This is a genomic window from Streptomyces sp. KL116D, assembly GCF_030766975.1.
GTDB lineage: Bacteria > Actinomycetota > Actinomycetes > Streptomycetales > Streptomycetaceae > Streptomyces > Streptomyces longispororuber_A.
Genome location: NZ_JASERH010000018.1, coordinates 80,656 through 103,211, shown reverse-complemented (window position 1 = coordinate 103,211; position 22,556 = coordinate 80,656). Strand labels below are relative to the sequence as shown.

At 71.8% G+C, this 22,556-nt stretch carries 14 protein-coding genes, 11 pseudogenes and 1 riboswitch; of the genes and pseudogenes, 5 read left to right on the top strand and 20 right to left on the bottom strand.

The window, feature by feature from the left end:
- Positions 1 to 697: pseudogene (locus tag RBJ77_RS06745) on the bottom strand (hypothetical protein); the annotation flags it as partial.
- Between the two features lie 143 nt (positions 698 to 840).
- Here RBJ77_RS06745 and RBJ77_RS06740 point away from each other — a divergent pair.
- Together RBJ77_RS06740 and RBJ77_RS06735 are read left to right on the top strand one after the other, a co-directional pair.
- Positions 841 to 2,028: a sensor histidine kinase gene (locus RBJ77_RS06740; RefSeq protein WP_372344093.1), complete on the top strand. Its 1,188-nt coding sequence runs from the start codon at positions 841 to 843 to the stop codon at positions 2,026 to 2,028.
- A complete protein-coding gene (locus RBJ77_RS06735) occupies positions 2,025 to 2,708 on the top strand; it encodes a response regulator (RefSeq protein ID WP_372344092.1) in 684 nt (227 codons plus the stop codon). Before RBJ77_RS06740 ends, RBJ77_RS06735 begins: the two co-directional genes overlap by 4 nt.
- A 53-nt stretch (positions 2,709 to 2,761) precedes the next feature.
- On the opposite strand, the gene RBJ77_RS06730 is transcribed toward RBJ77_RS06735, so the two are convergent.
- From RBJ77_RS06730 to rlmN, 5 genes are all read right to left on the bottom strand, one after another.
- Positions 2,762 to 3,574, bottom strand: a complete 813-nt coding sequence (locus RBJ77_RS06730; RefSeq protein WP_372344091.1) for a maleylpyruvate isomerase N-terminal domain-containing protein — start codon at positions 3,572 to 3,574, stop codon at positions 2,762 to 2,764.
- Positions 3,575 to 3,583: 9 nt separating this feature from the next.
- Entirely contained in the window at positions 3,584 to 4,624 is a 1,041-nt protein-coding gene (locus RBJ77_RS06725; RefSeq protein WP_372344090.1) for an ABC transporter ATP-binding protein, read from the bottom strand.
- The gene (locus RBJ77_RS06720) at positions 4,624 to 6,336 is read right to left on the bottom strand and encodes an ABC transporter permease (protein WP_372344089.1); all 1,713 of its coding nucleotides are present in this window, start codon (positions 6,334 to 6,336) and stop codon (positions 4,624 to 4,626) included. The genes RBJ77_RS06725 and RBJ77_RS06720 overlap by 1 nt, the downstream gene beginning before the upstream one ends.
- Entirely contained in the window at positions 6,312 to 7,388 is a 1,077-nt protein-coding gene (locus RBJ77_RS06715) for a thiamine ABC transporter substrate binding subunit (RefSeq protein WP_372344088.1), read from the bottom strand. Before RBJ77_RS06715 ends, RBJ77_RS06720 begins: the two co-directional genes overlap by 25 nt.
- An 80-nt stretch (positions 7,389 to 7,468) precedes the next feature.
- A riboswitch (TPP riboswitch) is annotated at positions 7,469 to 7,574 on the bottom strand.
- 41 nt (positions 7,575 to 7,615) lie between these two features.
- A complete protein-coding gene (gene rlmN / locus RBJ77_RS06710; RefSeq protein WP_365575494.1) occupies positions 7,616 to 8,722 on the bottom strand; it encodes a 23S rRNA (adenine(2503)-C(2))-methyltransferase RlmN in 1,107 nt (368 codons plus the stop codon).
- A 198-nt stretch (positions 8,723 to 8,920) separates the two neighbouring features.
- Between rlmN and RBJ77_RS06705 the strand changes: the two genes are divergently transcribed.
- Both RBJ77_RS06705 and RBJ77_RS06700 read left to right on the top strand, forming a co-directional pair.
- Positions 8,921 to 9,235: a hypothetical protein gene (locus RBJ77_RS06705; RefSeq protein WP_372344087.1), complete on the top strand. Its 315-nt coding sequence runs from the start codon at positions 8,921 to 8,923 to the stop codon at positions 9,233 to 9,235.
- 81 nt (positions 9,236 to 9,316) lie between these two features.
- Positions 9,317 to 9,646, top strand: a complete 330-nt coding sequence (locus RBJ77_RS06700; RefSeq protein ID WP_372344086.1) for a hypothetical protein — start codon at positions 9,317 to 9,319, stop codon at positions 9,644 to 9,646.
- Positions 9,647 to 9,691: 45 nt separating this feature from the next.
- Here RBJ77_RS06700 and RBJ77_RS06695 read toward each other — a convergent pair whose 3' ends face one another.
- The 9 genes and pseudogenes from RBJ77_RS06695 to rpsB all read right to left on the bottom strand — a co-directional run bounded on the left by RBJ77_RS06695 (position 9,692) and on the right by rpsB (position 16,088).
- Positions 9,692 to 10,099, bottom strand: coding sequence for a hypothetical protein (locus tag RBJ77_RS06695; protein WP_372344085.1), 408 nt, complete (start codon positions 10,097 to 10,099; stop codon positions 9,692 to 9,694).
- Positions 10,100 to 10,162: 63 nt separating this feature from the next.
- A complete protein-coding gene (locus RBJ77_RS06690) occupies positions 10,163 to 10,384 on the bottom strand; it encodes a DUF6243 family protein (protein WP_372344084.1) in 222 nt (73 codons plus the stop codon).
- A gap of 277 nt (positions 10,385 to 10,661) precedes the next feature.
- The gene (locus tag RBJ77_RS06685; protein ID WP_372344083.1) at positions 10,662 to 11,177 is read right to left on the bottom strand and encodes a nitroreductase/quinone reductase family protein; all 516 of its coding nucleotides are present in this window, start codon (positions 11,175 to 11,177) and stop codon (positions 10,662 to 10,664) included.
- A gap of 331 nt (positions 11,178 to 11,508) precedes the next feature.
- Positions 11,509 to 11,757: pseudogene (locus RBJ77_RS06680) on the bottom strand (phosphatidate cytidylyltransferase); the annotation flags it as partial.
- 2 nt (positions 11,758 to 11,759) lie between these two features.
- On the bottom strand, positions 11,760 to 12,344 hold the full coding sequence (locus tag RBJ77_RS06675; protein ID WP_372344082.1) for a phosphatidate cytidylyltransferase: 585 nt from the start codon (positions 12,342 to 12,344) through the stop codon (positions 11,760 to 11,762).
- A gap of 249 nt (positions 12,345 to 12,593) precedes the next feature.
- Positions 12,594 to 13,151 (bottom strand): annotated as a pseudogene (gene frr, locus RBJ77_RS06670) (ribosome recycling factor).
- Between the two features lie 152 nt (positions 13,152 to 13,303).
- Positions 13,304 to 14,070: pseudogene (pyrH, locus tag RBJ77_RS06665) on the bottom strand (UMP kinase).
- Positions 14,071 to 14,232: 162 nt separating this feature from the next.
- Positions 14,233 to 15,067: pseudogene (tsf, locus tag RBJ77_RS06660) on the bottom strand (translation elongation factor Ts).
- Between the two features lie 237 nt (positions 15,068 to 15,304).
- A pseudogene (gene rpsB / locus RBJ77_RS06655) lies at positions 15,305 to 16,088 on the bottom strand (30S ribosomal protein S2).
- 292 nt (positions 16,089 to 16,380) lie between these two features.
- On the opposite strand from rpsB, the gene RBJ77_RS06650 reads away from it, so the two are divergent.
- Positions 16,381 to 16,965 carry a peptidoglycan DD-metalloendopeptidase family protein gene (locus tag RBJ77_RS06650; RefSeq protein ID WP_372344081.1) on the top strand — a complete coding sequence of 195 codons (585 nt, stop codon included), beginning with the start codon at positions 16,381 to 16,383 and terminating at the stop codon, positions 16,963 to 16,965.
- A gap of 223 nt (positions 16,966 to 17,188) precedes the next feature.
- Here the strand turns inward: RBJ77_RS06650 and RBJ77_RS06645 are convergent.
- The 5 pseudogenes from RBJ77_RS06645 to RBJ77_RS06625 all read right to left on the bottom strand — a co-directional run.
- Positions 17,189 to 17,752 (bottom strand): annotated as a pseudogene (locus RBJ77_RS06645) (TetR/AcrR family transcriptional regulator).
- Positions 17,753 to 17,883: 131 nt separating this feature from the next.
- Positions 17,884 to 18,726 (bottom strand): annotated as a pseudogene (whiG, locus tag RBJ77_RS06640) (RNA polymerase sigma factor WhiG).
- Positions 18,727 to 19,162: 436 nt separating this feature from the next.
- Positions 19,163 to 20,226 (bottom strand): annotated as a pseudogene (locus tag RBJ77_RS06635) (DNA-processing protein DprA).
- Positions 20,227 to 20,426: 200 nt separating this feature from the next.
- Positions 20,427 to 22,051: pseudogene (locus tag RBJ77_RS06630) on the bottom strand (YifB family Mg chelatase-like AAA ATPase).
- A gap of 3 nt (positions 22,052 to 22,054) precedes the next feature.
- Positions 22,055 to 22,414, bottom strand: a pseudogene (locus tag RBJ77_RS06625) (YraN family protein); the annotation flags it as partial.
- Positions 22,415 to 22,556: the final 142 nt, after the last annotated feature.

Below are 22,556 nucleotides of genomic sequence, written 5' to 3'. Positions count from 1 at the left end.
CCGCGCTCGCGGCCAGGACCACGCCCACCACGATCCCGGGCCACCCGGTCCACTTCAGACACGCCGCGGCCCCCAGCAGCAGGCCGCCCCCGACCGCCCGGCCCCGTCCCGCCCACACGAGACCCAGGCACATCAGCCCCACCACCGGCAGGTCCACGCCCCCGACGGCCGCCGGCAGCGCCACCGCGGGGCAGGCCACCAGCCACCACGACCGCACGCCGGAGGCGGCCGCCGCGACGCACGCCACGAAGACGCCCGCCGTCCACCACCGCGGATCCCCGGGCAGCGCCCCGAACAGGGCCGTGCCGGGGAGGTACGGGTTCACGTCGGCGACGGTGGCCGGGCCGGCGACGTACGGGCTGCCGGTGGCGAGCAGCCGGGCCCCCGACCGCTCCACGACCGCCACCTCCAACTGCCCGCGCCCACCGGCCACCAGCGTCCCGAGCGGCAGCACGACCGCGCCGCCCACGGCGATCGCGGACACCGTTCCCGCGCGTCCCGCCCCGGCGTACGTCAGCAGCGCCACGACCGCGTACGCGAGCGCGGCCAGGGCGCCCCAGATCCGGTGCGGGCCCAGGCCGGTGCTCAGCGCGTACCCCAGCGATCCGGCCGCGCAGCACCCCCACGCCCCGGCCCCGGCCGCCGCCGCCCGTCCCACGGCCGGTGCGGCCGTCCCCCGAATTCCCAGTTCAGCCATGCCGTCGACGCTAGGAAGCGGCGGCGCCCGGCGCGTCGGAGGAGGCTCCTCGTCCGCACGTCAACCCGTGGCATGACACGGCCGCCCGATCTCCACCCGCACGCCGACGCGCGCCCCGTACCGCCCCGGACAGAATCGTGGTCATGAGGAAGCCGCCCGCCGCCTGGACCGACGCTCCGGCCCATCCGTACGTCTCGGGGGCCGTCCTCACGGCCGGCACGATCGTCGAGCTGTGCTACTTCCCCGGCTCACTCACCATGACGGTGGCGGTCGTCCTGTGCGCGGCGTCCCTGATGTGGCGGCGGGCCTGTCCGCCGGTCGCGCTGCTCACGGTCGCGGCGGCGTTCGTGAGCTTCGGCGCGGACACCGCCCTGTCGTTCTCGGCGATGGTCTGCGGGCCGATGGGCTGGTACGTGCTGGCCAGGCACCGGGTCCTGCACCCCGCGCTCCTCGTCGCCGGCGGCGCCTTCGGCGCGCTCAGCGTGAACCTCGTGCACATCGCGAGCTGGGCCCGCGACGACCGGCTGCCGAACGTGCCGGCGTTCGGCCAGGCGGGCACGCTGAGCCTGTTCACGGAGACGTTCGGGCTGTCCGCTTTCGTCCTCGCGGCCGTCGCGCTCGGCGACGCGGTCCGCTCCCGCGAGCAGGCCCGGCAGGACCGGGCGCTGGCGCAGGCCCAGTTGATCGCCATGGAGCGGCGCCAGGCGGCGGAGGCGGAGCGCGCCGCGATCGCCCGCGAGCTGCACGACATCGTCGCCCACTCGGTGTCGATGATCGCGGTGCAGGCGGAGAGCGCGACGTACACGACGCCAGGTCTGACGCCCGCAGCCCGGGACGGCTTCCAGCAGATCGCGGGCACGGCCCGGGCGTCGATGGCCGAACTGCGCCGCCTGCTCGGGGTGTTGCACGAGGACGGCGGCGCGGCGACCGCCCCGCAGCCGTCCCTGGACCGCCTCGGCGATCTGATCGAGCAGCACCGCACGGTGGGCGGCAGCGCCGAGCTGACGGTGACGGGCGAGCGGGTGCCGCTGCCCGCGTCCTGGGAGCTGTCGGCGTACCGGATCGTCCAGGAGTCCCTGACGAACGTGCGCAAGCACTCCCCCGGTGCCGCCACCTCCGTCTCCGTCGAACTCGGCTACGGGAAGGACCGGTTGACGATCAGGGTCGCGGACGACGGGCCCGGCCCGCCCGGCCCCGCGGCGGCGGCCGACGCGCCGCCCGGCCACGGCCTGCCCGGCATGCGCCAGCGCGCGGCCCTGGTGGGCGGCACCCTCACCGCGGGCCCGGGCCGCGCCGGCGGCTTCCTGGTCGAGGCGGTGCTGCCCTGGTGACCCCCGCGACGCACACGATCCGCACGCTGGTCGCCGACGACCAGGCCGTGGTCCGCACCGCGTTCGCCGGGCTGCTGGCCACGCAGCCGGACATCGAGGTGGTCGCGGAGGCCGAGGACGGCGCGGGCGCGGTGCGGCTGGCCGCCGAGCACCGCCCCGACGTGGTGCTCCTGGACATCCGGATGCCGGGGACGAACGGCATCGAGGCGGCCCGCGCGATCCTGGACGCGTCGCGGGCCTCGGGCGGCACGACGAAGGCGCTGATGCTGACCACGTTCGGCCTCGACGAGTACGTCTACGAGGCGCTCGCCGCGGGTGCGTCCGGCTTCCTCCTCAAGGACGCCACCTTCCCCGAACTGCTGCACGCGGTACGGGTGGTGGCGGCGGGCAACGCGCTGCTCTCGCCCGAGATCACCCGGCGGATGGTCGCCGAGTTCGCCCGGCAGCGCGCCACCGTCCCGCCGAGGCGCAGCGTCGAGGGGCTCACCGGCCGGGAGGTCGAGGTGCTCGTCCTCATCGCCCGCGGTCTGTCGAACGCGGAGATCGCCGGGCACCTCACCATCTCCGACCACACCGTGAAGACCCACATCAACCGGCTGTTCGCCAAGCTGGACCTGCGTGACCGCGCGCAGGCGGTGATCACCGCGTACGAGACGGGCCTGGTCCGGCCCGCCCGGTGAGCCCGGTCCGCCCGGCCCCGTGAGCTGCTCGGCCCGCCCCGTGCGCGGCCCGGTCAGCCGAAGGTGGCCCGCTCCAGCCAGAACTCCAGCAGCTCGCGCTCGCCCAGCACCTCCACCCGCGGGTCGTCCAGCGGCACCCGCCGGTAGAAGGCGAGCAGCAGCGCGGTGAGCGGGCCGCGCAGCGCGACGTCGGCCTTCTCGTGGCCGCGCCGCCAGGCGATGCCCTCGTCGCGCAGCTCGATCAGCCACTCGGCCGCCATCTCGGGCGCGGTGTCGGTGGCGTGCAGGTGCAGGGTGCGGCCGGGGCCGCGCAGGTCCAGGAGCGCCTGTTCGAAGCCGATGCGCTGCCCGTACGTGACGATCTGCAGCCACTCGTCGATCGCGTCGGCGGCGACCTCGGGCACCACGTCGTAGGCGGCTCCGGCGGCGAGGGCCGCGTCGGCGCGGTGGACCACCGTCTCGTGGGCCATGCGGCGGGCCCAGAACCCGGCGTCGCGGCGCCAGGACCAGGTCCAGCAGGGCAGGTCGGGGCCGGCCGTGCGGAGCGTGTCGGCGGTGCGGCGGGCGCCGTCGGCGAGCCAGGCGTCGAGGGCGGCGGGGTCGTCGTCCGCGGGCCCGTCGAAGCCCTCCACGGCCTTCTCCGACACCTCTTCCACGGCCCGGGTGCGCACGGTCGTCTCGACCCAGCGGTGGGCGCCGCCGACGTGCACGGCGAGGTCGCGCAGGGTCCAGTCGGGGCAGGTCGGCACGGTCGCGGCGAGGTCGGCGCCGCGCAGGTGGTCCCTGAGCAGATCGGTCTGGGCGAGGATCTCGTCGCAGGAGCGGTCGTGGGAGAGCGGGGCGTACGGCTGCGTTTCCGTCGTCATGCGCCGACCCTACGAAGCGGGACCGGCTTCCAGCACCACGATTTCCGCCGCGTCGAAGGCGACGCCGACCTCGGCGCCCGGCTCCGGCGCCTCGCGCAGCGCGCAGGCCGCTTCGAGCCGGGGCGCGTCGGCGGGCTGGAGGTGCAGGGCGACGTGGGTGCCGCGGAAGGTGCGGGCGGCGACGGTGCAGGTCAACTGGGCGTCGGCGGCGGGCACGAGGCGTACGCCTGCGGGCCGGACGAGGAGGGTGGCCGGGCCCTGCGGCGCGCCGGCCGGCACCGGCACCTTGCCCCACGGCGTGTCCGCGGACTCGCCGGTGACGCTCGCCGGGACGACGTTGTCGAAGCCGAGGAAGCGGGCGACGAACTCGTCGGCGGGGTGCTGCCACACCTCCAGGGGCGTCCCGGACTGGGCGATGCGGCCGTCCCGCATCACCACGACCCGGTCGGCGAGCGCGAAGGCCTCGCCCTGGTCGTGCGTGACGGCGAGGACGGTGGTGCCCAGGTCGCCGAAGAGTTCGCGCAGTTCGACGACGAGCCGCTCGCGCAGGGAGCGGTCGAGCTGGCCGAGCGGCTCGTCCAGCATCAGCAGCCGGGGGCGCGGCGCGAGGGCGCGGGCGAGCGCGACGCGCTGCTGCTCGCCGCCGGACAGCGCGGCGACGGCCCGCCGTTCGGCGCCCGGCAGACCGACGAGCGCGAGCAACTCCCGTACGCGGGCAGCCTGTTCGTCACGGGAGGCGCCGTGCATACGGAGCCCGAAGGCGACGTTGCCGCCGACGTCGCGCTGCGGGAACAGCTGGTGGTCCTGGAACATCAGGCCGACGCCCCGCTGGTGGGCGGGCGCGCCCGTCTGGTCGCGTCCGTCGAGCGACACCCGGCCGCGGTCCAGGGGCTGCAGTCCGGCGACGGCCCGCAGCAGCGTCGACTTGCCGCTGCCGCTCGGCCCGAGCACGCACACGATCTCGTGCTCGGCGACCGCCAGGTCCACGTCGTCGAGCACGGCGCGGCCGCCGAACCGTACGGTCGCGTCGGCCAGTTCCAGCAGCGCCATCAGAACTCCCCGGTCGAGGCCCTGGCGGGCCGCATGCGTTCGAGCAGCAGCAGGGCGGCGGCGCAGACGACCATCAGGACGGTCGACAGGGCCATCGCCTGCCCGTAGTTGAGGTCACCGGCCCGGCCGAGCAGCCGGGCCACGGCGACCGGCAGGGTCGGGTTGTCGGGCCGCGCGATGAACACGGTCGCCCCGAACTCGCCCAGTGACACGGCGAACGCGAACCCCGCCGCGATCAGCAGCGCCCGCCGCACCATGGGCAGGTCGACCTCGCGCCAGGCCCGCAGCGGCGACGCCCCCAGCACGGCGGCGGCCTCCCGCAGGCGGCCGTCCACGGCCCGCAGGACCGGCAGCATGGTGCGCACGACGAAGGGCACGCCGACCAGGGCCTGGGCGAGCGGCACCAGGATCCAGGTCGCCCGCAGATCCAGCGGCGGCTCGTCGAGCGTGATCAGGAACCCGAATCCGACGGTCACCGCGGACACGCCGAGCGGCAGCATCAGCAGCGCGTCGAACCCGCGCACGAGCCGGCCGGCCCGCCGGGTGAGCGCGGCGGCGGCGAGCCCGCCGATCACCAGCGCGATGCCGGTGGCGGCGAGCGCGTACTCCAGCGAGTTGCGGACCGCGTCGATCGGCGGGACGAGGAAGGTCCCGCCGTCGGCGTCGCCGAGCGCCCGGAAGTACGCGAACCCGTAGCCGTCCGGGGTGTCGAGCGACCGCTGCACCAGCACGCCGAGCGGCAGCAGGATCAGCACGACGACGGTGGCCAGCACCCCGCCGAGGAGGGTCCACTGCCCGGCACCGCGCGGCCGCCGGGCCGTCTGCGCGGCGTCGACGAGCCGCAGCGTGCTCTCCCGGCGGCGGACGGTCCAGGCGTGCACGCCGAGGACGAGGCCGACGGCGACGAACTGCACGACGGTCAGGACCGCGGCGGTGGACAGGTCGAAGATCTGCGCGGTCTGCCGGTAGATCTCGACCTCCAGGGTCGAGAAGCCGGGCCCGCCCAGGATCTGCACGACGCCGAACGACGTGAACGTGAAGAGGAACACCATCAGCGCGGCGGCGGCGACCGCGGGTCCCAGCGCGGGCAGCGTCACCTTCCGCCAGGCCGTGAGCCGGGAGGCGCCGAGCATCCGCGCGGCCTCCTCCTGCCGCGGGTCGAGCTGCGCCCACAGCCCGCCCACCGTCCGGACGACGACGGCGTAGTTGAAGAAGACGTGCGCGAGCAGGATCGCCCACACGGTCGTGTCGAGCCGCACGCCCCACAGCTCGTCGAGGAGCCCGCCCTGCCCGAGCAGCGCGAGGAACGCGGTCCCGACCACCACGGTCGGCAGGACGAACGGCACGGTCACGACGGCCCGCAGCACCTGCTTGCCGGGAAAGTCGAGCCGCGCGAACACATAGGCGCCCGGCAGCGCGATCAGCAGGGTCAGCGCGGTGGAGGCGAGCGCCTGCCACACCGTGAACCACAGGACGTGCCGGATGTCGGACTGCCCGAGCACGTCCAGGATCCGCCCGAACCGCCAGCCGCCGTCGACGTGCAGCCCGCGCTCGACGATCGCGGCGACCGGATAGGCGAAGAAGACGCCGAAGAACGCGACGGGCACGGCCATGAGGCCGAGCCGCGCCGCACCGCCCGCACGAGTCGTACGGGCCTGGTCGACTGCCTCGTCGACTGCCTTGCCGGCTACTTCAGTACGAGCGAGGTCCACGACTTGACCCAGTCGTCACGGTTGTCCGCGATCTTGCGGGGGCTCATGGTCTCGGCGTCGTCGACCGGCACCGCGTACTTGGTGTACTCGGCGGGCGGGGTGGCGCTCTTGGTCACCGGGTCGACGAACATGTTGAGCGGCATGTCCTCCTGGAACTCCTTGGAGACGAGGAAGTCGATGAGCGCCTGACCGCCCTTCTCGTTCTTCGCGCCGTCGAGCAGGCCCGCGAACTCGATCTGCCGGAAGCACGTCCCCGTCGCGACGCCGACGGGCGACGTCTTGGGCTGCGGGTCGGAGTAGATCGCCTCGGCGGGCGGCGAGGAGGCGTACGAGACGACGAGCGGCCGGTCGCCCTTGGCCTTCTTGCCGCCGGCGCTGCCGCTGAACTCCTCGTTGTAGGCCTGGTCCCAACCGTCGACGACCTTCACGCCGTTGGCCTTGAGCTTCTTCCAGTAGCCCTGCCAGCCGTCGTCGCCCTGGCTCGCGGCGGAGCCGAGCAGGAAGCCGAGGCCGGGCGACGAGGTCGCCGCGTTCTCGGTGACGAGCAGGTCCTTGTAGGCGGGCTTGGTGAGGTCGGCGAAGGAAGCGGGCGGCGTCAGCTCGTGCTGCTCGAAGTACGCCTTGTCGTAGTTGACGCAGATGTCGCCGGTGTCGACGGGCGTCACCCGGTTCTTGCCGCTGTCGAGCCGGTACTCGCTCTTCACGTCCGCCAGGCCCTCGGCCTTGTACGAGGCGAAGATCCCGTTGTCGAGGGCCCGCGACAGCAGGGTGTTGTCGACGCCGAAGAAGACGTCGCCCTGCGGGTTGCCCTTGGAGAGGATCGCCTTGTTGACGGCCTCGCCGGCGTCCCCGTCCTTGAGGACCTTCACCTGGTAGCCGGACTTCTTCTCGAAGTCGGCCAGGACGTTCTTGGAGACGGCCCACGAGTCGTGGCTGACGAGGGTGACGGTCTTGGAGTCGCCGCCGGATCCCGAGTCGTTCGACGACCCGCACGCGGACAGCGTGACGAGACCGAGGCCCACGGCCACGGCCACGTACGTCTTCTTGCTCACTGGTTTTCCTCCTGGGGGTGACCAGGAAGAGACGCGGCCCTGCCCGGGGACCTCACGGTCTCCGGGCAGGGCGCAACAGCTTGGAGTGTTGACCGAACTTCCTACCCAGAATGACCTGGGCGAGGTTCAGAGGGTCTGCGGTCGATACCGCACTCTCAGCGCTGTGGCGCTCCCCTGTCGGAATATGCAGATGTCAGTACGCCTGTACGAGACGTACACCGGCAAGGCTACCGCTCGGTGGCCGCCAGCTGTCCACAGGCCCCGTCGATCTCCTGGCCACGGGTGTCCCGGATGGTGACGGGCACGCCGTGCGCGGCGATGGCCTCGACGAACGCCTTCTCGTCCTCGGGCCGCGACGCCGTCCACTTCGACCCGGGGGTCGGGTTCAGCGGAATGAGATTGACGTGCACGGGCTTGCCCCGGAGCAGCCGCCCGAGCCGGTCACCGCGCCACGCCTGGTCGTTGATGTCCCGGATCAGCGCGTACTCGATGGACAGCCGGCGCCCGGACTTCGCGGCGTACTCCCACCCGGCGTCCAGCACCTCCCGGACCTTCCACCGCGTGTTGACGGGTACGAGGGTGTCGCGCAGCTCGTCGTCGGGGGCGTGCAGCGAGATCGCGAGGCGGCACTTGAAGCCCTCGTCGGAGAACCGGTGAATGGCGGGCACCAGCCCGACGGTGGACACGGTGATGCCACGCTGGCTCAGCCCCAGCCCGTCCGGCTCGGGATCGGTGAGCGCACGGATGGACTGGACGACCCGCTTGTAGTTGGCGAGCGGCTCGCCCATCCCCATGAAGACGATGTTGCTCAGCCGCGCCGGACCACCCGGGATCTCCCCGTCCCGCAGGGCCCGCATCCCGTCGACGATCTGGTGCACGATCTCACCGGTCGACAGGTTCCGGTCGAGCCCGGCCTGGCCGGTCGCGCAGAACGGACAGTTCATCCCGCACCCGGCCTGCGACGAGATGCACATGGTGACCCGGTCCGGGTACCGCATGAGCACGGACTCGACGAGCGTCCCGTCGAACAGCCGCCACAGGGTCTTGCGGGTGGTGTCCTGGTCGGTCGACAGATGCCGCACGACGGTCATCAGCTCCGGCAGCAACGCCTCCCGCAGCTTCTCGCGCGAACCGGCGGGGATGTCGGTCCACTCCGCGGGGTCGTGCGCGTACCGCGCGAAGTAGTGCTGCGAGAGCTGCTTGGCGCGGAACGGCTTCTCGCCGATCGCGGCGACAGCCTCCTTGCGCTCGGCAGGCGTCAGGTCGGCAAGGTGCCGCGGCGGCTTCTTGGCTCCGCGCGGGGCGACGAAAGTGAGTTCTCCGGGCTTAGGCATGGCTGTACCAGTGTCGCAGATGGATGGGGGTGACCTGGGGTCGTCGCCTGGGACCCCTGTCACTGTCGGTCGCCCCTGGTCACTGCTGAGCGGCCTCGGACGGCCCAGGGACGGCCCGGGATTCTCGGCTCCCCCATGCTCTGACCAGCTAGTGCTGTGACCGCAAAGGTTCGCCGGGTTGCCTGGCAGGATCTCCCCATGCTTGATGAGGAGCTCGGCGCGCTTGCGCAGATGATGGCAGAGCACATGGCCAGGCCGTTCCCACCCGGTTTCCGCGGCCTGGATGTTGAGGGCTGGGACATGGTGATGCTCGACTCGGATGCCTATGCCTACGCCGCCTGCGTCCACGAAGGCCTGCTCAGCGAACAGACCGGCATACGCCTGACGCGGCTGACGTCGGCGTTCGGGAAGGTTCTTCCGGCGATCGACGACGAGTACGCGGCCAAGTACTACACCCATCTGCACAACATGGTCGTGCTGTCCGCCGAGATCGATAGCCAGCGCAAGAAGTAGCTGCCAGGAGTACAGCAAACCAGGTGACCTTTGCGGTCAGAGCACTAGCATCGCGGCCATTCCAGGGGATGGGGGCTCACGATGGCGATCGGCCGCAAGGGTTCGCGACGCATCGTCGTCGACGGCACGACGTACCGCTGGCGCCTGCGCCGCCGGCCGACCTACAGCCAGGGTCTCTGCTGGTCACCGTGCACGTACACGGTTGAGCATGCGGATGCCTCCGGGGCGACCCTGGTCGTCACGACGAATCAGCCTCACCCCAGTAACTGGGTCGGAGCGCCGAGTGTCGCGGTGCTGCCCAGCGACGTCAGCGTCGCCATCACGTCGGCCCTCGCACAGGGCTGGAACGCGACGAGTCCCGGCTCACCGTTTCGCCTGGACCAGTCAGACGGCTTCGTCAGCAGTCCCTGACGCCACGCTCACCTGGGTCGGCTGCGCCCCGAAGCCGACGATCGTTTAGTCCTCGGTATCGGACTCGTGCAGCGTGACAAGCTCTCCGAGGTCGTTGGCCACCATGACGCGCGCCAGTCGCCCGGCGACAGCGACGACCGTCGGCCAACCGGGCGACTGCAAATATTCCTCGTCCGTGTCATTGGGTGCCTGGGCCTCCGCCACGCCCAGGGCGACGCCCAGCTCCCGCATGAGCGAGACCTCTTCCTCGGTTCGCAGGCTGATGCCGAGGAACCGCTCGGGCTCGTCGGCGTCGCAGAAGTCGTCGAAGAGCGTGTGGAAGACGTGGTCCAGGTTCTCGAACACCGCCGGGTCGAGCCAGACGTCTCGCTGCCACGGCGGATTGGCCAGAGCGAGAACCGCGGGTACGACATGGACCCGGTAGTTCGCTATGAGGCGCGCATCGTCGGTCACGGCGACGAGCGTACGCACAGAGGGGCCCGGCCCCGTGCGGGTGCCGCCTGCGACCGTGGTTCGTCAGCTCTGGGCGGTGTCGTCGTCCGCCTGGCCGGAGCCCTCGGTCGTGCCCGTCCCTGTCTTCTCGCGCATCTTGCGCAGCAGCTCCGCCTTCTGGTCGGCCGCGCGCCGACGGTCGGCGTTGCGGTGCGGGCCGTTGTTCTGCCGTTCGGCGCGGGACTGCTTCTTGCGCTGGCCGCCGCCCTGGCCCACGGGGTTGTTGATGTTCTTGCTGTCGGTCACGGGTTCTCCCGGTGGTGATGTGAGGTGAGCTACGGATTCAGCGGTGGGGGACGGGCGGCGGCTTCGGAGGATGCCGGCGGGCCCGTCACGCTCTCACTCGTGAATCGGCGTCTGGAAGAACATGACAAGGACGTTACCCGGTCCCGTCGGCCCCGCGCGCCGGCCTTTTCCGCTCCCCGGCGTCGGGCCTGGGCCTTCGATGAGTGCCCGCAGCGAAGACGACCTGGTGGGCTCAGCTGGCTGAAGCCTGGAAGCCCACCTTCAGAGCGAGGTCGTTTCACCCGGCTCTGGGATCGCCGGTCCGGTCAGCCTGCGCCCGGCGCCCAGCGGCCCGCCCACCCCTGGGCTCCAGCACACCACCGCCGTCGGCGACGGACGGCGCGCGGCGAAGGCGTCGAGGTTCTTGTCGGTTTCGCGCCAGCGGCCGCAGGCGGGTGCGTTCGTCTCCCGTCGCGGCGCGGGCGTGCACCAGGCGATGGCCGTCGACCAGGTCGGCGTCGGCCTCCGGGCGTGATTGGAGGTTGAGCCACCAGGCGGGTTCGCCGGGCCCCACCCGTTCATCGCCAGCGTGACCAGGTTCGGGCCGTCCTCCAGGTAGGCGACGATGACGCGGCGGGTCGCCGGTGCGGCGTCCGGTCGTGGTCAGCCGGAGCACCCCAGCGTCGCCCGCGCGGCCGCCGCAGCGCGACCCTCCCGCCCAGCACCCGGTAACCGCCGCGGTGCACCACCCAGGCCAGCCGGATGAACCAGCGCGGCGGCGGCGTGGCGTCTGCGTCTGTCGTCCGACCGGCACGACGGCCTCCCGATGCCTCAGCGGCGGCGGTTCCCAGTACACGAAGGTAGCGGCAGGCGTCGGAGGCCGGTAGAGCCGTGGCGCCGGGCCTCAGGGGCAGTAACGGCGACGAGCCTGCCGGCTCAGGCGGGGGCTCATCAGAGAGTGTGCCGGATCGGGCGATCGGGCGACCGGTCGCGTCGAGGGTCAGCTCGATCCGACGAACAGCACCACGGCAGCAGCCACACCACCGGAGCGGTGGGCAGCAGCGAGTCGGAAGAGCGGTCCGCCCGATGCCGCCACGTGGCGGGAGCAGCAGCGTCCCCATGTCCTTGATGCCGAGATCCCGCTTGATCATGGACTCGCCCAGGTCACCGAGCGTCGCGCTGCACTGCGGCGACGAGGACACCGAGCACGCAGGCCCTGCCACCACGTGCCGTCGTCCACCAGGAACTGCATGCACAGCACGCCCGCCACCATCGCGAACGACAGCACCGCGCCGAGCAGACCCTCGCGGGTCTTGCCGGGAGCTGATCCGCGGCGCGAGCTTGTGCTTGCCGAACCGCCAGCCGATCGCGTACGCCCCGGTGTCGCTGACCACGGTCAGGATCCGGAACGTGAGCACCCGCCACGCCGTCGTCCGCGGTGAGCATCATCGCCACGAACGTCGCGAGGAGCAGGGACGTAGAAGGCCGCGAAGACACCGGCCGTGACGTCAGCTTCAGATAGCCCTCGGGCAGCATCCGTCATGCGCCACACCAGGACGGCCAGCGCGGTGAGCGCCATCGCCACCCAGGCGCCCTCGGGGCCCCGGACGTATCCGGCGACGACCATCGCCGCGCCACCGACGGCGAGCGGCACGAGCGGCGCCTTGATGCCCTTGCGCGCCTCGAGCCGCGACGTCAGCTCCCACAGGCCGACGACGACGGCGACCGCCATCACGCCGACGAACACGGCCTTGACGATGAACAACGACGCGATGATCACCGCACCGAGCCCGACGCCGACCCCTATGGCCGCCCCGAGGTCGCGGCCCGCGCTCTTCTTCTCTGCTTCGGCGCCGCCGCGGGGGCGGGCTGCGGTGCTGCGCTGGGCATGGGCTCCTGCGGTGTCTGCGGCGCCTGCGGTGTCTGCGGCGTCTCGTCGCGGAACAGGGGGCCGCTCAGCCGAGCGACCCCCGGTCGCCATCCTGGTCGGCGTCTCCGCCACCAGCGGGCACGCCGGGCATATCGGGCACGATGGGCATGGGCCGAGTCTCCTCAACCGCGTGCCGCTTTCGTACGCGGGACCCGCCGGAGCGCGTCCCTGGTCGTACGAGGGCCCCTGACCGTAGGCGGGCCCGTGGCCCTGGTCGGCGGGCCCCCAGTAGCCGGCCCGGTCGGCGCCCCCAGGAAGAGTCGTTCACGGATTCCTCGAACCTCGATGTTCCGCGCTCGCTCAGACTTCGAGCAGCTCGGCTTCCTTGTGCTTGAGCAGCTCGTCCACCTGGGCCACGTACTTGGCGGTGGTGTCGTCCAGTTCTTCTCGCCGCGACGGCCCTCGTCCTCGCCGATGTCGCCGTCCTTGATCGCCTTGTCGATGGCGTCCTTGGCCTTGCGACGGACCGAGCGGATGGAGACCTTGCTGTCCTCCGCCTTGGTCTTGGCGACCTTGATGTGAGTCGCGGCGACGCTCCTCGGTGAGCTCCGGGAACGTCACACGAATGATGCTGCCGTCGTTGCTCGGGTTGACGCCCAGGTCGGAGTCGCGGATCGCCTGCTCGATGTTGCGCAGCGCGCTCTTGTCGAACGGGGTCACCACGGCCATCCGCGGCTCGGGCACCGAGAACGAGGCCAGCTGGTTGATCGGCGTCAGCGCGCCGTAGTAGTCGGCCACGATCTTGTTGAACATCGCCGGGTGCGCACGACCGGTGCGGATCGCGGCGAAGTCCTCCTTGGCGACCACGACGGCCTTCTCCATCTTTTCCTCGGCCTCGAGGAGGGTCTCTTCGATCACCACTTGCTCCTGCGTGTCTTGAGTGAGGCCCGGCATGCACGGGGGCGGCCGGCTGCGTCGCGTGTCTTTCCTGCACGGTGTCCGACCGGCAGGACATTGTCCATCCCTCGGGGACCTCCGGGGGCCCGGGGCCCCGGGGACGGACGGCTGGGTCAGGCGCGGGTGCCCTGCTCGCCCACGAGCGTCCCGATCTTCTCACCCTTGACGGCGCGCGCGATATTGCCCGACGTGAGGAGCTCGAAGACGAGGATGGGCAGCGTGTTGTCCCGGCAGAGGGTGATCGCGGTCACGTCGGCGACCTTCAGGTCGCGGGTGATGACCTCGCCATAGCTGAGGGCGTCGAACTTCACGGCCTCGGGGTTCGTCTTCGGGTCCGAGTCGTAGACGCCGTCGACGCCGTTCTTGCCCATGAGCAGCGCCTCGGCGTCGATCTCCAGGGCGCGCTGCGCCGCGGTGGTGTCGGTGGAGAAGTACGGCATGCCCATGCCGGCGCCGAAGATGACGACGCGCCCCTTCTCCAGGTGGCGCACGGCGCGCAGCGGATGTACGGCTCCGCGACCTGGCCCATCGTGATGGCGGTCTGGACGCGGCTGTCGATGCCTTCCTTCTCCAGGAAGTCCTGGAGGGCCAGGCAGTTCATGACGGTGCCGAGCATGCCCATGTAGTCCGAGCGGGCCCGGTCCATGCCGCGCTGCTGGAGCTCGGCGCCGCGGAAGAGTTGCCGCCGCCGATGACGACGGCGATCTGCGCCCCGTCGCGGACGACGGCCGCGATCTCACGGGCGATGGCGTGCACCACGTCGGGGTCGACTCCGAGACCCCCGCCCCGGCGAACGCCTCACCGGAAAGCTTCAGCAGAAAGCGCCCGCGCCTTTGCCGTCGTCGCTCTTGTCGCCCTTGTCGGCCTGGGTGGTGGTCATGGAATCTCCTCGTGGTGCACATACGAAGAAGGCCATTGCCGGTGGGGTGTTTCGCATCCCATGCGCGGCAATGGCCTCCGCGTCACATCTGCGGTCGTCCGGAGCGTTCCCGAACGACTGCTGTCGACCCTATCGGGGTCTCGCGTCGGGCGCGGTACGGACTCAGATGCCGACCTTGATGCGCGAGAAGCGCTTCAGGGTGACACCGGCCTCCTGGAGGACCTTCTCGACGGACTTCTTGTTGTCGAGGGCGCACGGCTGACCGAGCAGCGTGGCCTCTCGAAGAAGCCGCTGACGCGACCCTCGACGATCTTCGGGAGCGCGGCCTCCGGCTTGCCCTCGGCGCGGGTGGTCTCCTCGGCGACGCGGCGCTCGGAGTCGACGACCTCGGCCGGGACGTCCTCGCGGGAGAGGTACTTCGGCGCGAAGGCGGCGATGTGCTGCGCGACACCCTTGGCGAGGTCGGCGTCGGCCTTGTCCAGCTCGACCAGAACACCGATCTGCGGGGGCAGGTCGGGCATGGTGCGGTGCATGTAGGCGGCGACGTAGGCGCCCGAGAACTGCGCGAAGCGGTCCAGGACGATCTTCTCGCCGAGGTTGGCGTTGGCCTCGTCGACGAACGCCTGACGGTCTTGCCGGCCTCGATCTCGGAGGCGAGCAGGGCCTCGAGGTCCGCGGGGCTCGTCTTGGCGACGTGCGCGGCGAGCTGGTTGGCGACCGACTGGAACTTCTCGCCCTTGGCGACGAAGTCCGTCTCGCACTTCAGCTCGACGAGGACACCGGAGGTGTTGTCGTCGGCGATGAGGGACACCACGGCGCCGTTCTCGGCGGAGCGGCCCTCGCGCTTGGCGACGCCCTTCTGGCCCTTGATGCGGAGCGCCTCGACGGCCTTGTCGACGTTGCCCTCGGCCTCGTCGAGCGCCTTCTTGCAGTCCATCATGCCGGCGCCCGTGAGCTCACGGAGCTTCTTGACGTCAGCGGCGGTGTAGTTCGCCATGATCCTGGTTTTCTCTCTACGAAGTCTGAAGCAGTCTGCGAAGGAAGGTCACGGGTGAACGGCGGGGGCCGAAGGGGCCCCCGCCGTCACCTCGCGAAACCGGTGTTGATGCCGGTACCCGTACGGGTCAGGCCTGCTCGGCGTCCGCGGCCGGGGCCTCGGCGGCCGGAGCCTCGCGCGGCGGGCGCCTCGGCAGCGGGGGCCTCGGCGGCAGCGGCGTCGGCGGCCGGGGCCTCCTCAGCCTTCTCGTCGGCCTTCTTCTCGCTCCTCGAGCAGGTCGCGCTCCCACTCCGCGAGCGGCTCGCCGGCGGCCTTCTCGCCCGGCTTCTGGTCGCCCGTGGCCACGCCGGAACGGGCGATGAGGCCCTCGGCGACGGCGTCGGCGATCACGCGGGTGAGCAGGGTGACGGAGCGGATCGCGTCGTCGTTGCCCGGGATCTTGTAGTCGACCTCGTCGGGGTCACAGTTCGTGTCGAGGATCGCGACGACCGATGTTGAGCTTCGGGCCTCGCCGACAGCGATGTGCTCCTTCTTGGTGTCCACGATCCAGACGGCGCTGGGAACCTTGGACATCTCGCGGATACCGCCGAGGGTCTTCTCCAGCTTGGCCTTCTCGCGCGAGAGACACGAGAAGCTCCTTCTTGGTGAGACCGGACGCGCGACGTCCTCGAAGTCGATCTGCTCGAGCTCCTTGAGGCGCTGCAGACGCTTGTAGACGGTCGAGAAGTTGAGTGAGCATGCCGCCCAGCCAGCGCTGGTTCACGTAGGGCATGCCGACGCGGGTCGCCTGCTCGGCGATCGCTTCCTGCGCCTGCTTCTTCGTACCGACGAACATGACCGTGCCGCCGTGGGCGACGGTCTCTCTGACGAACTCGTAGGCGCGGTCGATGTACGACAGCGACTGGAGAAGGTCGATGATGTAGATGCCGTTGCGCTCCGTGAAGATGAAGCGCTTCATCTTCGGGTTCCAACGACGGGTCTGGTGACCGAAGTGGACGCCGCTTTCCAGCAGCTCCCGCATCGTGACGACGGCCATGGCCGTACTCCTTGTGTGTTCTCGGTTGTGTCCTGACGCCCCGCTGCGCGCCTGCCGCGTACGTTCCGTACTGGGACCGATAGGCGCCTGACACGAACCTCATGAAGGACATGGGGCCCGGTGCCGGGCGTGCGAAGTCGATCCGGTGGCCCGGATCGCCACATGAAGTGTACGGGACCCGCGAGGTACCGGGTGACGCGCTGTCCACAACCGATCGGTAGTCCACGTTTCCCGGCCAAGATCCCCGGACTCGGGCTCGCCCGGGATCGTGGGCACCATGCGAAAACTACTCAGCGTGATGCCGATGTCGCTGCTGTTCGCCCTCGCGACGCCGTCGTACGCGGCTGACTTCTGGCCGGTGGGCGACCGCCCGGCGGTGGTACGCCCCTGGTCTCCCCCGGCCACGCCCTACGGCCCCGGCCACCGCGGCGTCGATCTCGCGGCCCTCCGATCGGCGCCCTCGGTCCGCGCGCTCACCGACGGCCGGGTCTCCTTCGCCGGCGAGCTGGCCGGCCGGGGCGTGATCGCGGTGGAACTGGCGGACACCGGAGACCCACCCCTGCGCACGACCTACGAACCGGTCACGGCGACGGTGGACCAGGGCGACGAAGTACGCGCGGGCGACCTGGTCGGAGTCCTGGAACTCCCGACGGGCCACTGCCCCCGCACCACGCCGTCCTGCTCCACTGGGGCCTGCTCCGCGGCACGACGTGCCTGGACCCGCTGTCCCTACTGTCCCCGTCCGCACGAACAAGGCCCCCAGCAAGACTCCTACCGATCTGGCCCTTCCCTCCACCTACACCTGAGCCCCACCTCGCTGCGGCGAGCTGCGGCTCGCCGCAGACAGTCGACCGCCGACTAACGACTCCGCCGCTCGCCTTGGGCGGTCTGCCGCCAGCTGACGGCTCCCCGTTGACGGCTCCCCCGCCTTGGGCAATCTGCCGCCTGGGGCGGCAGGGTGGGCAAGGCGGCACCCCGGTGCAGCGCACCCACACGGGAGGCCCCACCACGACACGGCCAGAAACCCGGCCCCGCCCACCATCCCGACGACCAGAACCAATCACCGGCCACCCAGGCGGCAGCCCTCAGCCCTGAACGCCCCGCAAAGCCATCCCCACGGCCGCATCCACGATCACGCCAGGATCCTCCGCGGCCCCCAGCTCGATCCGCCGCACGGCCGCGTCCACCACACCCTGCAACAACATCGCCGCGAGCCGAGGCTGCTCGTGCCCCATCTCCCCGAGCGCCTCGACGATCATCGCGACGAGCCCCCGTGCGCGGCGCGGATCTTCTCCCGCGCCCCGGCATCCAGCTCACTCGCTGCGGAGATCGCCACGATGCGGCCCGGTGCCGCCGGTCCCTCGACCAGCGCCAGCTGCTCACGCACGTACGCCTCGACCTTGCCCCCGGGCGTCGCGGCCCGCGCCATCCCGGCCTCGACCTCCGCGGCCCACACCGGGAAGTCGACCTCGCACAGCTCCTCGACCACGGCCGCGCGGGACTTGAAGTACTCGTAGACGGACGACTCGCGCGAGCCCCGCCCGCTCAGCGAGCGCGGAACGCCAGCGCCTCCGTCCCGCCCTCGCGATCAGCAGGGAACGCGCCGCGTCCAGACGGGCGCCGCGCTGCATCGACCGGTGCTCGGCCACAGAGGCCGCTCGAATCCTTGGCACGTCTCCACTTTACGGACGCGCCGCCCGGTACGGGAGCGCACCGGCCACCCGGGGCCGGAGCAAGCTCCGGCAGGGACGATTCACCACGACCGCCCGCCCGGCACCCCTCAGCGCCGGAAACTCGCCAGCTTCGCCCGCAGCTGCAGCACCGACTTCGTGTGTGATCTGACTGACCCGGCTCTCGGTGACGCGAGCATCGTTGCCGATCTCGGCCAGCGTCAGGCCTTCGTAGTAGTAGAGCGTGACGACGGTCTTCTCACGCTCCGGCAGCGTGCGTTGATCGCCCGCCAGATAGCGCCGCAGCTCGCGGTCAACTCGGCGACCTCCACGGGATTGTCCGCCGCGTGGTCCTCGAGCGTGTCCATGAGGCTGAGCCGGTCACCGCTCTCGCGACGTGCAACAGCTCCTCGAGCGCCACGACGTTCGCGAGCGCCAACTGGCTGAAAACCGCATGCAGTTCTCCAGCGCCACCCCCATCTCTCGGCGACCTCGCTCTCCGAGGGCGTCCGCCGCAGCTTGGCCTCGAGCGTCGCGTAGGCCCGCTCGACGTTGCGCGCCTTCTCGCCGCACGGACCGCGGGATCCAGTCCAGGGCCCGCAGCTCGTCGATCATCGCGCCGCGGATCCGGGTGATCGCGTACGTCCCGAACTTGATCTCCCGTCCGATGTCGAACTTCTCGATCGCGTCGATCAGCCCGAAGACCCCCGACGAAACGAAGTCGGCCTGCTCGACATTGGGCGGCAGCCCCATCGCTGACCCGGCCCGCGACGTACTTCACCAGCGGCGAGTAGTGCAGGATCAGCTGCTCCCGCAGCCGCTCGTCGCCTTCCGTCGCCTTGCACGACCTCCACAGCTCCTCGAGGGAGGAGGGAGCCGGAGGCCGCACAGCTGGAACCGCGGGCCGCGGGAGGGACCGCCGCCCGGTCGGAACCGGAGGTGTGCCGTGGCATGCGCCGCCTTGTGCCGTTCTGCTGCGTACCGAGGAAGCCGACTCGAGAGACTCGGAGGAACTGGAGGAACTGGAGGAACCGGAGAAACTGGAGAGACCAGTGAAACCGGTGAGGTGCCTGAGGTGGTGGTCGTAAGGGCCGCTTTGGTTGCCTTGGTCGCTTTGGTCTCTGAAGATGCCGTGCTGCCCGTCTGGTGATGACTGGCACCGAGCTGCCTACCTGATCGCGGATTGAGGGGACGAACCCGAATCCTGGTGAGCGTAGCGTGACTGGAGTGTCGCAGTGTGCGAAGGGTAGGATCGTACGCGCGCAGATACGTTCCGTTGGGCGACTGGCGCGGACTCTTCGGGCTCCGCACGCGACCGGGCCGGAGCGCCAACTGCTCTGAATTCGCCAAGCGTCATCGGGGGTCATCCGGACGGCGGAACGTCAGGCGTCAGGGAACTCTTCGAAAGTCCGGCCGGATCGCCTGGCGTGTCAACTGCCAGCCGTCGCCGTGCCGTTCGACGAACCCCACCGAGCGCAGTTCGTACAACTTCCCGATCGCCCGTCCTGCGTCGCCCCGCGCGCCCGGCTAGGCCGATCTCCGCGACGCTGCGCGTCCCCGCGCGGGCAGCACCGCGAGCAGTCGCCGCGCCGCGCGGGCCCGCGGCAGCAGATCGCGCGGCAGCACGGGCCCCCGCCGCTCCGGCGCCAGCTCCCCCATCTCTCCGACCAATAGCTCAACGACTTCCGCGGCGTCCGTCACCAGCACGGCCTCCTTCCGCAGCAGCGCCGTGCACGCGGAGACGCTGCTGGTCACCGGCCCCGGCACCCCCACCGAGTGCCGGCCGAGCCGCCGCGCCCACCGGGCCGTGCCCAACGCCCCACTGCGATAGGCCGCCTCGACGACCACGGTGCCTCTGGTGAGAGCCGCGATCACCCGGTTCCTGAGGATGAAGCGACTGGGGTCGGCTGATCACCGGGCGGCAACTCACCCACCACGAGCCCCTGTTCCGCGACCCGTGGTCGATCAACTGGGCGTGACCGCGCGGATAGACGCGGTCGACCCCGCAGGCGAGGACCGCCACGGTCGCACCTCGTCGCCCCGAGCGCCCCACGGTGCGCCGCCGCGTCCACCCCGTACGCCCCGCCCGAGACGACGACCTGCAGCCGTCGCTCCGCGAGCCCGGCCCCGAGGCTCGCCCCGATCCGCACCCCGTAGTCCGTGCAGGCCCGCGCGCCCACCACGGCCACCGAGCGCAGCAGCGCCCACATCCGCAGGCTGGGCCCGCCCCGCACCCACAGACCGATCGGCCGCGCGTCCCCCAGGTCGTCCAGCTGACCCGGCCACTCGGCGTCCCCGGGCACACGAACCGCGCCCCGAGCTCCGCGACCCGGGCCAAGTCCGCGCTCCGCGGGCGGCGCTTCACGGGACCGGGCGACCAGTCCTGCCCAGCGCTCCGCCCGCACCCCCGGCAACGGCCCTGCGCTCGGCACCGGCACCACCGTCACGGCCATCACCGACGCGCCGGTCGCACCGGTCACACCGATCGCGGCCCTAGTCGTCCCCCGCCGGCCGCCTCGCCGATCCGCCGCACTGTCTCGACCGCCCCTGAACTCCCGCAGCCACCGCCCGACCACCTCCGAGCGCCGGGCTCCGCCGATCCAGGTCAGCTCGCGCCCGGGCGAGCCGCACCTCGTCCGGGACGCCCACCCCGTCAGCTTGAGCCGGCCCCGATCGTCATCGGCACTCCCGCGCGAGATCCTCGGTCGCAGTTGCAGCGCGCGAGCGTCCACGTCTGGGCGAAGGGCCGCTCCGGCCCGCGAGGTCGGCGACGGTCCACGCCACCCGAAGCACCCGGTCGAGCCCGCGAGCGGTCAGGAAGCCGCGCTCCAGGTCCAGTTCGGCCTCGTCCAGGGCTCCCGGCGCGGCGCCATCTCGCGCGCAGCGCGTGCCCCGGCACCTCGCTGCTGGTCCGCCACGGGGTGTCCGCGAACCGTGCGGCCGCCCGCTCCCGCGCGCTTCCCGCACTCCGGTCGGCAACCACCTGCGTGCTGTCGCCCCGCGGCCCGTACCCGGCACAGTTCGCTGCGCGCGACGGCGTCCACCTCGACCCTGAGGTCCACCCGAGCCGATCAGCGGCCCGGAGAGCCGGGCCCGCACCGCCGCACGGCGGCCGGTGGACGCGTCGCACTCCCCGCCCAGGGCGCGGTACTGCTCGCAGGGCGCACGGGTTCGCGGCCAGCGCCATCAGGAACCGCGCGCAGCCGCACTCACTGCGCTCGCGCGATCACCACGTGCCCCGACTCCAGGGGCTGGCGCAGTGCGTCCAGGGCCCGGCCGTCCGGGTGAACTCGGGCGCCTCGTCCAGGAAGAGCACGCCGCGATGCGACAGCGAGACCGCGCCGGGCCTGGCCACGCCGGGCCCTCCCCGACGAGGGACTGCATGGTCGCCGAGTGGTGCGGTGCGCAGCACGGCGCGGTGTCGATCATCGCCTTGCCGGGCGGCAGCATGCCCGCCACCGAGTGGATCGCCGTGACCTCCAGGGACTCCTCGCGGGTGAGGGGCGGAAGGACGGTCGGCAGCCGCTCGGCGAGCATGGTCTTGCCCGCGCCCGGCGGCCCGGAGAGCATGACGTGGTGGCCGCCCGCCGCGGCCACCTCGATCGCGGTGCGGGCCGACGGCCGTCCGACGACGTCGGCGAGGTCGAGCCCGTGGCCGTCGTGCAGTGAGTCCGCCGAGGCCGGTGCCCGCGCGCCGCTCCCGGGCATGCTGAGCCCGGCGAGCAGAGATCGGGGCGGGTGCGGTCCTCCGGCGGCTCGTCGGCACCGGCACCGTCCGTGAGCACCGCGATCAGCTGGCGCAGGCTGCGTACGCCGAGGACCGAGATCCCCGGCACGAGGGACGCCTCGCCCGCCGTGCCCTCGGGGACCACGACCTGCTCGTACCCGCGTCGGCCGCCGCGAGCACCGCCGGGAGCACGCCCTCGACCGGTCGCACCCGCCCGTCCAGCCCCAGTTCGCCGACCATCACGATGTCGGCGAGGATCCGTGGGTCGATCCGCTCGGCGGCACCGAGCACGGCGCAGGCGACAGCGAGGTCGAATCCCGAACCGCCCGCGGGCACGGACGCCGGGCTCAGTCCACCGTGAGCTTCTTCTGCGGCCAGTCCGCCCCGGAGTTCACCACCGCGGCCCTGACCCGGTCCCGGCTCTCGACGAGGCTCTTGTCGGGCAGCACGAGGTGTGACGCGGCAGACCCCCGGCTCCAGGTCCGCCTGCACCTCGACGACGACGCCGCTCGACCTACCAGGCCACCAGAACACGTACGCGCGAATCCCATCAGGACACCGCGCGTACTCGACGCGGGCGGCCGCGCGCGGTCCGGCAGCAGGATCCCGATCACGTCGATGCGCACTCCGCCGGGTGGCGCTCCGCCGTGCTCACTGCGCCCAGCGCTCCGCGAGGTCCCGCAGGCGTCGTGCCTTGACCGGCGTGATCGCGGCCATCGGATGCCGGGAAGGCACCGTCCGCCCCGCGCCGCCCCCGGCGGGTCTTGACCTCAGCACACCACGATCGCGTCGCCGTCCCGCGCCACGATGTCGATCTCACCGAGCCTGCTCCGCGCGCCAATTCCGCGCGAGCACCGTCATCCCGGCGATCGGCCAGCCGCCTCGCGGCCAGGTCCTCGCACGTGCTTCCCCATCGCGCCCCGTGCGTTCACGTCGGCACCACCTCTCCGGCACCCACGCTGACGCAGCGCAGAACAAGAAGTGGATCTTGGTGAACCACTCACGGGTTGTGGACAGAGTCCGCCACCCGCCAGGGTTCCGCGACCGGCCGAGGCG

Coding starts and splice junctions, on each gene's coding strand:
- RBJ77_RS06650 (WP_372344081.1), top strand. CDS start 16,381: ATGCGAAAACTACTCAGCGTGATGCCGATGTCGCTGCTGTTCGCCCTC.
- RBJ77_RS06725 (WP_372344090.1), bottom strand. CDS start 4,624: ATGGCGCTGCTGGAACTGGCCGACGCGACCGTACGGTTCGGCGGCCGC.
- rlmN (WP_365575494.1), bottom strand. CDS start 8,722: ATGCCTAAGCCCGGAGAACTCACTTTCGTCGCCCCGCGCGGAGCCAAG.
- RBJ77_RS06730 (WP_372344091.1), bottom strand. CDS start 3,574: ATGACGACGGAAACGCAGCCGTACGCCCCGCTCTCCCACGACCGCTCC.
- RBJ77_RS06700 (WP_372344086.1), top strand. CDS start 9,317: ATGGCGATCGGCCGCAAGGGTTCGCGACGCATCGTCGTCGACGGCACG.
- RBJ77_RS06675 (WP_372344082.1), bottom strand. CDS start 12,344: ATGGCGACCGGGGGTCGCTCGGCTGAGCGGCCCCCTGTTCCGCGACGA.
- RBJ77_RS06705 (WP_372344087.1), top strand. CDS start 8,921: ATGCTTGATGAGGAGCTCGGCGCGCTTGCGCAGATGATGGCAGAGCAC.
- RBJ77_RS06740 (WP_372344093.1), top strand. CDS start 841: ATGAGGAAGCCGCCCGCCGCCTGGACCGACGCTCCGGCCCATCCGTAC.